The organism is Edaphobacter dinghuensis (assembly GCF_014640335.1).
In the GTDB taxonomy this organism is placed as follows: domain Bacteria; phylum Acidobacteriota; class Terriglobia; order Terriglobales; family Acidobacteriaceae; genus Edaphobacter; species Edaphobacter dinghuensis.
Window position 1 is genome coordinate 237,068 of the sequence record NZ_BMGT01000003.1, and the last position, 12,954, is coordinate 250,021.

Sequence of the window (12,954 nt, forward strand, 5' to 3'; positions counted from 1 at the left end):
TTTTTCAGCAGCCTCTCTGGGCTTGGGTTTTCTTTAGGGAGAAAACAGCATGAGCACAAATGAGTCCACAGGCAGCAAATTGCGCGAGCGATACCAGAAGAAGATGCTGGAGATTCGCGGTGCGTTCGATTCGGGGGCATCGGGCGCGGCGACGATTGCGGCGCGGTCGAAGGCCATCGACGAATTGGCAAGCGGGCTCTGGGCGGAAGAGGTCCAGCGCGACCGCAGGCTGGCGACGGGCATCGCGCTGGTGGCGATTGGCGGATATGGGCGGGGACAGTTATTTCCTTACTCCGATGTCGACCTGCTCTTTCTGCTGGACGGACGGCTGGCCGAGAAGGACGTGAAGGACGCGATCCGGCGCGTCAACCAGGATATGTGGGACTCGGGGATTCGCATCTCGCCCGCGACGCGGAAGCTGGCGGAGTGCGAGCGCTTCGACGAGGAGAACGCCGAGTTTGCAGTCTCGCTGATGGACCATCGGCAGCTCACCGGCGATGCGCTTCTCTACCGCAAGCTGGCGACCGTGACCATACCCAGGCTGCTGCAACGCGAGCAGAAGGGGTTGATGGCCCGGCTGACGGAGCTGACGCGGGCGCGTCATGCGAAGTACGGAGATACGCTCTTCCATCTGGAGCCGAATATTAAGGACTGCCCCGGCGGGTTGCGCGATATCCATGTCTGCAGTTGGATGACGCTGTTGCGCGGAACTGGTTCGGATACAGCAAGTCGCGTCGTGGGTAATGGGAACGTAGAAGAGGACAGCGAGTTCAGCAAGGCGGTGGAGTTCCTGTGGCTGGTTCGATGTTTTCTGCACTACCGGCACCAGCGCGATGACAACTCGCTTGATTGGCAGGCGCAGGATGCGGCGGCAGCGGCAGGCGTAGGAATGGATGGCGCCGTGCCTCCTAATGCAGATGCAGCCTACTGGATGCGCTTCTACTTCCGCCATGCGCGCCGGATCGAACGGCGCGTCTCGCAGATGATGGGAGAGACTCCTCTGGACAAGCCCCGCCTGAAGCTGCTGGGGCTGCGACGAGAGCGGCGCACGGAGCCGTTACAGCAGGGGTTTCGTGTGGAGCGCGGCCGCATCGTACTGGATGCGTTGGTGGACGACGGAAGTGGCGCTCCGGCACACGATCCGGCGCAGGACCCCGATGTGGTGTTGGATGTCTTTGAATCCATGGCGCGAACAGGATGTACGCTGGGAGAAGAGGCGGAGCAGCGGCTGCTGCTCGCGCTGCCGATACTTTCGGCGCATCTCGAGGAGGGACCGGCGTTGTGGCAGCATCTGCAACGCATCCTGACCGGACGCTACGCCGGAGACGCGTTACGCACGATGCATGTGCTGGGCGTGCTGGAGCTTCTAATTCCGGAGTTTCACGGCATCGATGCGTTGGTCATCCGCGATGCCTATCACCGCTACACGGTGGACGAGCACACTTTTGTGCTGATCGATACGCTGCATGGTTTGGAGAGCGCGCAGGAGGGCCCGATGGCCGAGTGGGCCGCGCAGTTCGGGCGGCTGCTGCGCGAGCTTCCTCACCCCGGACTGCTTTATCTGGCAGCGCTGATGCACGACACCGGCAAGGGCCGCAGCACGGACGATCATGCCAAAGAGAGCATGACCATGGCGCGGGGCGTGCTGGAGCGGCTGGAGCTGGATTCGTATGAGAGCGATCTGGTGAGCAGCCTGATCGAGAACCATCTGGAGATGTCGCTGGCCATGCGCCGCGATATCTTTGACCGGCAGACGGTGCGCGCCTTTGCCGGCAAGGTGCAGACGCCGGAAGCGCTGCGGATGCTGGCGCTGTTTACCTATGCCGATATCAATGCCGTGCATCCCGATGCGTTGACACCGTGGAAGGCGGAGAACCTGTGGCGGCTCTACATTGCGACGTCGAACTACCTCGACCGCAACGTCGATGAGGACCGCGTCGGCGCGCAGGAGGAGAGCGAGCTGGTGCATCGCGTCTCCGCCTTGCTGCCGGGTCAGAAGGCAGCGGTCGCCGAGTATCTGGATGGCTTTCCCGAGCGGTATGTGCTGACGCGGACGCCGGAGCAGATCAGGGCCAACTTTCAGCGGTTCCAGAGATTTTCTGAGGATGCGGTGCAACTGGACTTTCGCTATGCGCCGGGGGTGAGCGAGCTGACCCTGGTGACTCCGGATCGGGCGCTGCTATTTGCAAATATGACGGGAGCGCTGGCGGCGTGGGGCATGAATATCGTGACTGCCGACGCGTTCTCGAACCGGCACGGCGTTGTTGTTGACAGCTTTCGTTTTACCGACAGCTTCCGCACTCTGGAGATGAATGCCTCCGAGCACGAGACGTTCGTAAAGAGTGTCCACGAGGTAATGACCGGCGCGTTGTCAGTCGAAAAACTGCTGAGCGGACGCAGGCGGGGAAGGCGCAAGGTGCCGAAGGTTGTTGTGGAGTCGCGCATCGAATTTGACGATGCTGCGTCATCGCACAGCACGCTCCTTGAAGTAGTCGCGCAGGATACGACCGGGCTGCTGCATGCACTTAGCCTGACGTTGGCACGACAAAACTGCAATATTGAGGTGGCATTGGTCGATACGGAGGGAGAGACGGCGATCGACGTCTTCTACCTGACTCGCAAGGGTGCGAAGCTGAATCAGGACGAGGAACGGGCGCTTCGGGAAGCTTTGTTGCGGGCGATAGAAGAAAATGCTCGTTCTTGAGATATTTTTTCGGTAACCGAGCAACCTAGGTAGGTTTAGCGGCGTCTCACCAGATTGCTTTGACCTAGTTTGTGCAAATATTTGCCAATCACATGAAAAATGTCGTCGTCGGGCGACATCGGTTTTATTATTAGATATATGAGTACAGCAGCCAACGAAACAACGAGCAGCGGCCGTCCGACTGCGGTTCCGCAAAAGAATGATCGCTATATCTTCGGCAGCCTGGACAGCTTTGGCAAAAACCAGGAGAAGCTGGAAGAGGTGAGCTGGGGGTATGACCAGCCGGAGGGCATCGTTCTGGCGTCGCTCGACGGAGCCCTTAATTGGGTGAGAAAGAACTCCATCTGGCCCATGACGTTTGGCCTCGCCTGCTGCGCCATCGAGATGATGTCGATGGGCGGTTCGCGATACGACATCGCCCGCTTTGGAGCGGAGGTATTTCGCCCCTCGCCGCGTCAGAGCGACCTGATGATTATTGCCGGTCGCGTCTCGCAGAAGATGGCGCCTGTTATTCGTCGCCTCTATGAGCAAATGCCTGAACCTAAATGGGTTATATCTATGGGGGCATGTGCCACTTCGGGCGGTGTCTTCAATAATTATGCTTTGTTGCAGGGTGTCAATCAGGTGATCCCTGTCGACATTTATGTTCCCGGGTGCCCACCGCGTCCGGAGCAGTTGCTGTATGCCATCACGTTATTGCAGGAGAAGATTCAGCACGAGCGCGGCTCGCTGAAAAAGACTCTTAATTTGGCGTGATTCAAGGTTTACAGCTGATTACTTGCAAGGTTCATTCCGGGAGATATCTAGGGTCTTTTAAGAATTACGGCTGGTAAAGTATTGAAAAGATAGTAGCCGAAAGTAGCTTTTAAACTGGTACGGCTCACAACCAACGTAAGCTGTACTGAATCGAACTAAACTAAACGAGCCAATAGGCTTGCAAAATGAAAGATTTTTAGCGGAGGAAGTTCAATGGTTCATCGCCCGTTTCGTAGTGTTGGCCGGTTCGTACTGGCTGCATGTGCAGTCAGCCTTGGAGTAGCCACTCTGGGCGCACAGACGCCCAGCACAACCGCCCCGATGGGGCCTAACCCTTCGCGAGTGGATGTCTTCACCGGTTACTCGTACTTCGGAGCCCATGGACAGGTAAAGCCTGCGGGAATTAACTATTCTTCGATCGATCTCGGGGCCATTGGTAGCGGCGCTTACTACTTCAATAAGTACTTCGGTGCCGAGGCAAACTTCGTTGCGCACCCGGACGGCAACAACGACGGCCTGTACTCGGCCTCCGCTGGTCCGATCTTCCGCGCACCGATGCAGAACTTCACCCTCTTCGCGCATGGCCTGGTCGGCGGCGCCAAGCTGGGCGGCCCGAACAGCGAAGCCCCCTTCCCGTACCACGAGCCCTACACCTGGGGCCCGACCCTGACGGCCGGTGGCGGCATGGACTATGATCTGCCGTTCCTCAACAACCGCTTCTCGCTTCGTCTCTTCGAAGCAGACTATCGCTATATTCACACCAGCTTCGGCCCCTACACACCTCCCCCGACGGGCGGCGTCATGGGTGGTCGCGCGAACCTCAGCGGCGTGGATCTCAGCACCGGTATCGTGACGCACTTCGGCCATGTCATTCCGCCGCCGCCTGTCACCTACTCCTGCGCGGTCTCGCCTGCACAGGGCTACCCTGGCGATCCTCTGACCGTCACCGGCACCGCTCTGAACCTCAACCCCAAGAAGACGGCCACCTACAGCTGGACTGCTGACGGCGGCACGATCACCGGCACCTCCAACGTTGCCAACATCGACACCAAGAATGCTGCTCCCGGAACCTACACGGCCAAGGGCCACGTAACCGAGGGCAACAAGCCTGGCCAGATGGCAGATTGCTCGGCCCAGTACACGGTCGAAGCCTTCCAGCCGCCAACCATCAGCTGCTCGGCCAATCCTTCCACCTTGAATCCTGGAGATTCTTCCACGATTACGGCAGAAGGCGTCAGCCCGCAGAACCGTCCTCTGACCTATAGCTACAGCGCCACCGAGGGTTCGGTCAGCGGCAACGGCAACACGGCAACCTTGAGCACCGCCGGCGCAGCACCTGGCACCATTACCGTCACCTGCAACGTGGTTGACGATAAGGGTCAGACTGCATCGTCCACCACCAGCGTCACCATCGCCGCGCCGCCACCGCCGCCGGCACCTACGGTCAGCAGCCTCTGCTCGGTCAACTTCGAGCGTGACAAGCGCCGCCCGGTCCGTGTCGACAACGAAGGTAAGGCCTGCCTCGATGACGTGTCCCTCAAGCTGCAGCAGTCGTCGGATGCGAAGCTCGCACTCGTCGGCAATGCCGCCAGCACCGAGAAGCACGGTCCGAAGCTCGCTGCTGAGCGCGCTGTCAACACCAAGGACTACCTGGTCAAGGAGAAGGGCATTGATGCCAGCCGTATCTCGGTCTACACCGGTACTCAGGACGGTAAGACTGTGACGACGACCCTCATCCCTGCCGGCGCCACCATGGACAGCACTGGTATCACCGCTGTCGATGAGAGCGCACTTGCGGCTCCTGTCCGGCACCATGCTCGTCGCCACAAGAAGTAACCACGAGCATGTAACCTAAGCCAAAGGCTGACTGGGATGATTCCCAGTCAGCCTTTGTGTTGAGCGCGATTATCGCGCTACGGCTTATGCTTATAACATTGAACTTGTAGAACTGGATGAATACGTTGACCCGACGCTACAGATTGCAAATCTTTTTCCTTGTATTGTTTCTTGCCTTCACCAGCCTGCGTGGCAACGCAGTCACCTGGTTGCCGTTTGGCCCGGATGGTGGGGACGCTCGATCATTGACAGCCGATCCGCAGGATCCTTCGCATCTGTACCTCGGCACTATGAATGGCTGGCTCTATGAGTCCCATAATCGCGGCAAGGATTGGAAACGACTGGCTCTTGTGGGTGGACGCAATAATTTGGCGCTGGATTCGGTTGTCCTGGACGAATCAAACCCTAAGCATATTTTGGTGGGTGCCTGGGTACCGGGTAGTCGCGACGGAGGCCTCTATAGCAGCAACGACGGCGGCATCACCTGGACTGGCAATAGTGATATGAAAGGCCAGTACATACTTGCTCTGGCCGCCTCTCCGTCCAATCCAAAGATCATTGTTGCTGGAACGTTGCTTGGGGTATACCAGTCAAGCGACAGTGGTGTTCACTGGAAACTCATCAGCCCCGAAGGTAGCAAAGAACTGCATGAAGTCGAATCGATAGCCATCGACCCAGTCAACCCGCAAATTATCTACGCCGGAACCTGGCACCTGCCATGGAAGACGACCGACGGTGGAGAGCACTGGAAGAACATCAAAGAAGGCATCATCGACGACTCTGATGTATTCTCGATCATCGTCGATCCCAAACAGCCAGCTACTGTCTACGCCAGTGCCTGCTCCGGCATCTACAAGAGCGAAGATCAGGGCCTCAAGTTCCAGAAGATACAGGGTATTCCTTCCACTGCTCGCAGAACCCGTGTGCTGATGCAGGACCCGCAGCACCTGAACATCGTCTTCGCAGGAACCACAGAGGGCTTGTTCCGCTCGAGCGACTCCGGCAAATCATGGCTGCGTACGACCGAGCCTGACGTGATTGTCAATGATGTGTATGTCGACCCGGCAGACTCGAACCGCGTTCTTCTGGCGACGGACCGGGGCGGTGTACTGGCCAGCAACGATGGAGGCATGAGCTTCCTGCCTTCGAATAGCGGCTTCTCCTCGCGCCAGATCGTGGCCTATGTGCAGGATGACGAGCATCCGGCGACCATCTATGTCGGCGTGGTCAACGATAAGGAGTGGGGTGGCGTCTTCGTCAGCAACAATGGCGGACTGACATGGAGCCAGCTCAGCGCTGGCCTCAACGGCAGCGATGTCTTCAGCCTCGGGCAAGCCTCAGACGGAACGATCATTGCGGGTACTGCCCATGGTCTCTATCGGCTTCAGGGACAACTATGGAGCCGGGTCGATGACGTGAGCCTTCAGGCTGTAAGCCCGATACCGACAAAGAGGCCAGGCGCTCGACGGCTGGGCAGGGCAGTTGTTTCTCCTCGGCATCCTCACGCAGACCCCTTCGACGGCAGCGTCAATGCAATCGCGAGGTCGGGCGATACACTTTATGCCGCCACCACAGATGGCTTGTTGCAGAGTGTAACTGCGGGCCAGAACTGGGAGCTAACACCCGGACTGGGGCGTCAGAGCTGGCGGTATGTCGCCGCTGCGCGGTCGATGGCGGCAGTAGCCGATTTGAATAGCGTCTCGCTCTCGATGGATAACGGTAGGAAGTGGAAGACGGTAAACCTGCCTTCCCCAGTGACACAGCTTGCCGCTGTGGCAGTCGATGGGGTCGGCGGGCTGTGGGTGGGTGGCCGCGAAGGCGTCTTCTTCTCCGAAGACGAGGGCGCGACCTGGCACACCATGAGCCGATTCTCCATCCACGATGTCACCAATCTCTTCTACGATGCGCGAGAACAGCGCATTCTGATTACGGCCAATAACAAAAACACGATTGTCTATGCCGTGCATCTGCCCGACAGAAAAGTGCAGTACTGGAACGCAGGCTGGTCGCTTCGGATGGCCCGTCCCGTCGGAGATCATCTGGTAGGGGCAACCCTGTTTGACGGCATCGTGGTGCAGCCGCGCATGGTGGCTTCAAAAGAGGTGTCCAGCAACACCGAGGCATCGACCACGCCGGAGACATCCGCAAAACCGGCGATCATCGCCCGGCCTTAGACCGGCATGATCTGCCCTTCAGAGTCCTGTTACAGGAAAACCTGCTCTAGAAGGGATAGAATCGAAGGATGAGCCTTTCATCGGCAGCAGCGCGCTCGCGACACTCTTTTCAGACAGACGATGCTTCTCTTCTCCCCATCGCGGAGAAGGTGCAGCGTGGCGAACGGCTCAGCTTTGATGACGGTGTCACCCTCTATCGCAGCGGCGACATTCTGGCGATCGGCTGGCTGGCTAACCTCGTTCGCGAACGGCTGCACGGCGATCTGGCTTACTTCAACGTCAATCGCCACATCAACCCCACCAACGTCTGCGTTGCCTCCTGCCGCCTATGCGCCTTTGGGCGCAAGAAGGGCGAGGTCGGAACCTACACCATGGCGCTTGAAGAGGCGTGGGAGACGGCCGGCTCCGGGTACTCCGAGGCTATCACTGAGTTTCATATCGTCGGCGGACTGCACCCCGACCTGCCATTTGAATACTTCATGGACCTGGTGCGTGGGCTCAAGCAGCGCTTTCCCAAGGTCCACATCAAGGCGTTCACGATGGTCGAGGTTGCATTTCTCGCCAAGCGTGGCAAGATGACCATTCCTGAGACCTTGCAGCGCATGAAGGACGCAGGGGTCGACTCCATGCCTGGTGGCGGAGCAGAGATCTTTGCCGATCGCGTCCGGCACATCATCTGCGATCACAAGATCGACGGCGGCGAGTGGCTGGAGACTGCCAAGACGGCCCACCAGTTGGGGCTGCGCTCCAACGCGACCATGCTCTACGGCCACGTTGAGAACGACGAAGATCGTGTCGACCACATGGTGAGACTGCGCGCCGTGCAGGATGAGACTGGCGGCTTCCAGACCTTTATTCCTTTGGCGTTTCATCCTGACCACACCGCGCTTGCGCATATTCCGCGCACGACCGGTGTGCTCGACATCAAGCAGATCGCTATCGGTCGCCTGATGCTCGACAACTTCTCCCACATCAAGAGCTACTGGCAGATGGTGTCGCCGAAGATGGCGCAGATCGCGTTGCGCTTCGGAGCTGACGATATCGACGGCACTGTCGTCGAAGAGAAGATCTATCATGAGGCTGGAGCGACGACTCCGCAGGGTATGCGCCGCGCTGACCTCATCCGCCTGATTACCGAGGCGGGTCGTGTGCCCTTCGAGCGTGACACCCTGTACCGGGCTGTGACGCGAAGCGAAGACACGTTTACCGTTGCCGTCTAAGCAGAGGCCGGATCAGTAAAAGCGGGCGCAACTACAGACCAAAGTACAGATGCGCTCTCGCGCCTTACGTAGTGCGCTCATTAGCATCTCTGCAAATCTTTTACATTCTTGTAATAGATTGCAGGAAAAGTTTTTCCTAAAAAGTCGCGGTCTTCGCCATTTCCCATAGAAAATCCATCAATTTTTCTTGCTTTGCTGTTTGGCAACTTACTTGCTTTCATCTATCCCGTACACACATATTCGATCTGATCGCCTGCATCCAGGGGCGCACAAGATCTTAATCATTGGTCTTTAGCAGCTTGCCTTCGTGGTGAGCCGAGGAGAACCGCGCAACAAAGTGCAAGCCACGCTTCAGGTATAAGCAGCAAATATCTTCGTAGGGCCGGTGGTATGTCGTTGCAGCAAAGTTATGCCGATCGCGGTAGTAGAGATGCTCGCAGGCCACCACGATCGGCATAGCAGGGACTCGCTTCAAGTCGCATGTTCATCAGTAGGAGGCATTATGTACCTCTTGTTTATCCCATCCCTGCTTGCGGTTGTCGTTATCGGTTTTATTCAGCTTCGTGATCAGTTTGCGCTTGCAAAATCAAAGAAAGACTAACACTCCGGGCCAGCCGCATTCGTCTTACTTACCGCCCCAAACCCAGGTCTGTACGGATCGGTAAGTAGCAAAAGGAGCCGGATGCCATAGCCCCGGCTCCTCTTTGCTCATGCGGTTAGATTTATTTTGCTTGCAGCACGGCCACCCCATAGTGATCGAGCGATACGGTGTGTACCTCTTTGTCATGAAGCACGTCACGCATCTCAGCGGGCAGAGTGACGGTTTGCGTTGCTTTATTGAAGTTGACGAGGATGAAGACCTTCTTCCCATCTCCCTCGCGCGGATAGACATCGACACCGGCAGGTACAGGCCCAAACGCCGCTGTAACCCCGCTGGTCTCCGCCATCCACTTTGCAGCCTTCAGCATCGTCGCCTCATCCATCCATGCGCCGATATAGGTGATCTGGCCTTTGCCCACCTTACGAGTAATGGCGGCGGGCTGGCCGTCGAGCCAGCCATTGCTCTTGCCATAGCGCATCAGCACCTTCGTATCCGGTGCTGAGACGCTAAGTTGTTCCGCCCATATCTTCGAGGTGGTGTCACCCCATACTCCGTTTACAGGAACCGTGTCCTCAGGTTTGTCGTCGATTGCGTAGAACTGATCTACCCTCCCTCCGAGCAGTTGGGCCAGCGGGCCGGGCTCGCGCTCCGGCCACAGCCCGTTGTCTTCGTTCTTCATCCCGCTGCGCTGTCCCAGAACAAGATGCCCGCCGTTTTTTACATAGGCGATCAGGTTTTCGGCTTCGGCCTTTGAGATCACCTCAAGCCCCGGCGCAACAACAAGCTTGTAGCTATCGAGCCGTGTCGTTGGCGGAACGATGTCGATCGACTGTGCGACCTCGCGCAGAGGCTTGTAGTAGCTCACAATCTGCGTGACTGGATCGAATGCCTGATTGTGCCGCTGCCAGTTAATGGCCCATCGACTGTCATAGGAGTGAAGAATTGCAACCTGCGAATGAACGCTGGTTCCGGCCAGCGCCGGACCGGCCTTGGCAAACTCTTTCCCGATCTGCGCAACTTCGGAGTAGACCGGAACCGGCGTTCCATCGGCACCGAGCAGCGTGCCATGCAGCTCTTCCTGACCATTCAGGTCAGAACGCCACTGCCAGTAGCTCACCGCATCCGCGCCATGACCGACATCGTGCCACGCCATCGCGCGAACCTCGCCCTTATCGAGCATACTGTTTACGGGAGCCCAGTTTACAAAGCCGGGCTGTGTCTCCATTACCCAGAAGTTCTTGCGCAGAAATCCTCGCGTCAGATCATGCGCTGCGCCATTGCGATACGGATCGAGATGACCGCGTCCAACATAGTCATCCCACGATGCAAGATCGAGGTCCTGCGATACCGTGTAGTGATCGTAGCCATCGAACCAGCCCATCATATTCGTCGTGATGAATTGCCGTGCGTCGCTGTTGGCGCGAATCACATCGAGCTGATTTTTCTGGTAGCTCCTGTAGGTGTCCGAGACAAATCTCTTCCAACTGAGTAGAAGGCCAGGATTGCCGTACTTTTCTTCGATGGGAATCTGAGACCAGTCCGAATAGGTCTCACTCCAGTAGGCGGTCGTCCAGCGCTCATTCAAGTTATCGAGTGTTCCGTAGCGTGCCTTCAGCCAGTCCTGAAATTGCTTTTGCACATCGGGACCATACGACTCCGCTGCGTACTCGTTGTCGATCTGCCAGCCAATGACATTGGGGTTGTGACCATAGCGTTGTGCCATCTTCTCGGCAATACCGCGGCACAGTTCGCGATACTTTGGATTGGCCCAATTGAACTGCTCGCGGTTGCCATGCTCGTCTGGCCGCCCGTCTTCCTTGATGCGCAGCGTCTCCGGATACTTCTGCGTCAACCACGCAGGAGGAGCAGCCGTAGGTGTTCCCAGCACGACAAAAATGTGGTGCTTCGCAGCGTCGGCGATGGCATGGTCCACCCAGTCGAACTTGTACACGCCTTCCTCAGGCTCAATCGACGACCACGCAAACTCTGTGATGCGCACAAAGCGAATTCCGGCCTGCTGCATCAGCGTGAGATCGGCGTCCCAACGCGATTCAGGCCATTGCTCCGGATACCATGCGGTGCCAAGATAAATCGGCGGTTGTGCGTCGGGCTGAGATTGCGGTTGTGCCTGAGCGTGCGTGCTCAGGGCAGAGAAGATGAAAAGCGTTACAAAGGCAAGTGGAAGGAGTTTGCGAATCGTCTGCATCATATTTTCTCCGGAGGAGCCAGCTGTGCGCGGAGGCCAAAATTCGCATCAATGCTGACGAACCCATACTAATCGCAATTCGCTGTGTACGGTGCGAAGCAAGAAGTCATTCATCTACCGGGGAGGTATAGCGAGTTTGCAGACAATAAAAATGGGCGCTACTAGTAGCGCCCATTTGCGGATGTTCAGCATGTTTTACTTTGAGGCAACGACGTTATTCTTCTGGGCGATCTGCTCGATCATCTGCAAATGTTGGTCGATCATCTGCCCACCTTGAGAGACAAGGCTCTTCAGCGCAGGGTTCGAGGTATTCTGCGCTTCCTGCTTGAATTCTTTCTCATCTTGCTTATGGTCTTTCACCATGTTTTGGATGTAGGCCTTGTCAAACTCGTCGCTGTTTAGCGCGCTAAGCTTGGACACCGTCGATTTATCTTTGCCCGACAGTGAGGACGGCGGTTTGACGTTCATCTGTTGAGCGACTTGTTTCATCGCATCGCCAAGTTTGGTATGGTCATCGACCATCTTCTGCGCAAACTGCTTTACATCCGGATTGCTGCTCTTTTGCAGGGCGAGTTGCCCCATCTGAACCTCGGCCATTCCGCCTTGAAGGGCCTCGCGAACAAATGCTTTGTCCATCATGGCTGCAGGCCCGTTCGGGTCCTGATTGCTGGTGGTCGCCTGATTCATCGCTGATCCGGGCTGCATTCCCGGCTGGGTTCCCGGTGTCGTCTGCTGGGTCGGAGATGACTGTTGTTGGCCGCCCCCAGGAGACATCTGCGCGATGGCGCAGGGAACGCTGAGAAGCGCCGCACCTGTGAGAAGCACAGGAAGGCTGTGCATCAACCTGCTGATTGCCCGACAACTTGTTCTCATGATTGAGCTCCTGAATAGGGATTCGAAAAGTCATTCCTGAAAATAAGAATGTTCCGTTCGCGATCCACACCTTACAGGTCGCATTAAATAGGGTGCATCGAAGTGTCTTTCGGTTGCCTATTGATAAGTAGAAGATGAAGAAGCAAATAAGGAGAACTCCATCGCGCCGTGCGTCTGCGCAAGGTGATATTTTTGAAGGCAAGACAGGCAAATATTCAAGCCGCAGCGCCATGCGCTCGGATACAGAGGATTCAATCACATGTATATTCACGCGTTTGCGTTTCGCTGGGTAGAAGGAATCACCGAAGAGCAGAAGAAGCACGTTCAGAAGGAAATCCTCGCGCTGCAGGGCAAGATCCCGGGTCTGCTTGAGACGCATGTCGGCACCAACGTCTCGCCCCGAGGACAGGATTACGCGTTTGGCGGCGTGATGAAGTTTGTCGATAAGGCTGCGTTGGAGGCGTACTTTCCGCATCTCGTTCATCAGGCCCTGGGCGAGTGGCTGATGCCGATGATTTCACCTCTGGAGCTGGATTTTGATGCTGCCTCCTCAACTGAGGCATACAGAGGCTGAAATTCGATTC

Annotated in this window: 9 protein-coding genes; 6 read left to right on the forward strand and 3 right to left on the reverse strand. The window is 57.2% G+C overall.

What is annotated here, in order from left to right:
* Window positions 1-49 precede the first annotated feature (49 nt).
* The 5 genes from glnD (at window position 50) to mqnE (ending at window position 8,690) form a co-directional block, all read left to right on the forward strand.
* On the forward strand, window positions 50-2,704 hold the full coding sequence (glnD, locus tag IEW09_RS12880; RefSeq protein WP_188554624.1) for a [protein-PII] uridylyltransferase: 2,655 nt from the start codon (window positions 50-52) through the stop codon (window positions 2,702-2,704).
* 138 nt (window positions 2,705-2,842) lie between these two features.
* Window positions 2,843-3,460 (forward strand): NADH-quinone oxidoreductase subunit B, encoded by a 618-nt coding sequence (locus tag IEW09_RS12885; protein ID WP_188554625.1) that lies wholly within the window; start codon window positions 2,843-2,845, stop codon window positions 3,458-3,460.
* Between the two features lie 213 nt (window positions 3,461-3,673).
* Window positions 3,674-5,296, forward strand: a complete 1,623-nt coding sequence (locus tag IEW09_RS12890; protein WP_188554626.1) for an OmpA family protein — start codon at window positions 3,674-3,676, stop codon at window positions 5,294-5,296.
* A 116-nt stretch (window positions 5,297-5,412) separates the two neighbouring features.
* Complete coding sequence (locus tag IEW09_RS12895) at window positions 5,413-7,470, forward strand: sialidase family protein (protein WP_188554627.1); 2,058 nt, start codon at window positions 5,413-5,415, stop codon at window positions 7,468-7,470.
* Window positions 7,471-7,538: 68 nt separating this feature from the next.
* The gene (gene mqnE / locus IEW09_RS12900; protein WP_188554628.1) at window positions 7,539-8,690 is read left to right on the forward strand and encodes an aminofutalosine synthase MqnE; all 1,152 of its coding nucleotides are present in this window, start codon (window positions 7,539-7,541) and stop codon (window positions 8,688-8,690) included.
* 277 nt (window positions 8,691-8,967) lie between these two features.
* On the opposite strand, the gene IEW09_RS12905 is transcribed toward mqnE, so the two are convergent.
* From IEW09_RS12905 to IEW09_RS12915, 3 genes are all read right to left on the reverse strand, one after another.
* The gene (locus tag IEW09_RS12905; protein WP_188554629.1) at window positions 8,968-9,165 is read right to left on the reverse strand and encodes a hypothetical protein; all 198 of its coding nucleotides are present in this window, start codon (window positions 9,163-9,165) and stop codon (window positions 8,968-8,970) included.
* Between the two features lie 247 nt (window positions 9,166-9,412).
* Window positions 9,413-11,500, reverse strand: a complete 2,088-nt coding sequence (locus tag IEW09_RS12910; protein ID WP_229739300.1) for a beta-galactosidase — start codon at window positions 11,498-11,500, stop codon at window positions 9,413-9,415.
* A 192-nt stretch (window positions 11,501-11,692) separates the two neighbouring features.
* Window positions 11,693-12,370 (reverse strand): DUF4142 domain-containing protein, encoded by a 678-nt coding sequence (locus tag IEW09_RS12915; protein ID WP_188554630.1) that lies wholly within the window; start codon window positions 12,368-12,370, stop codon window positions 11,693-11,695.
* Window positions 12,371-12,629: 259 nt separating this feature from the next.
* Here IEW09_RS12915 and IEW09_RS12920 point away from each other — a divergent pair, with 259 nt between their 5' ends.
* The gene (locus IEW09_RS12920) at window positions 12,630-12,944 is read left to right on the forward strand and encodes a Dabb family protein (protein WP_188554631.1); all 315 of its coding nucleotides are present in this window, start codon (window positions 12,630-12,632) and stop codon (window positions 12,942-12,944) included.
* Window positions 12,945-12,954: the final 10 nt, after the last annotated feature.

Bases quoted from the DNA above. Each gene is read 5' to 3' on its own strand.
- glnD (WP_188554624.1), top strand. From the start codon at position 50: ATGAGCACAAATGAGTCCACAGGCAGCAAATTGCGCGAGCGATACCAG.
- IEW09_RS12885 (WP_188554625.1), top strand. From the start codon at position 2,843: ATGAGTACAGCAGCCAACGAAACAACGAGCAGCGGCCGTCCGACTGCG.
- IEW09_RS12890 (WP_188554626.1), top strand. From the start codon at position 3,674: ATGGTTCATCGCCCGTTTCGTAGTGTTGGCCGGTTCGTACTGGCTGCA.
- IEW09_RS12895 (WP_188554627.1), top strand. From the start codon at position 5,413: ATGAATACGTTGACCCGACGCTACAGATTGCAAATCTTTTTCCTTGTA.
- mqnE (WP_188554628.1), top strand. From the start codon at position 7,539: ATGAGCCTTTCATCGGCAGCAGCGCGCTCGCGACACTCTTTTCAGACA.
- IEW09_RS12910 (WP_229739300.1), bottom strand. From the start codon at position 11,500: ATGATGCAGACGATTCGCAAACTCCTTCCACTTGCCTTTGTAACGCTT.
- IEW09_RS12915 (WP_188554630.1), bottom strand. From the start codon at position 12,370: ATGAGAACAAGTTGTCGGGCAATCAGCAGGTTGATGCACAGCCTTCCT.
- IEW09_RS12920 (WP_188554631.1), top strand. From the start codon at position 12,630: ATGTATATTCACGCGTTTGCGTTTCGCTGGGTAGAAGGAATCACCGAA.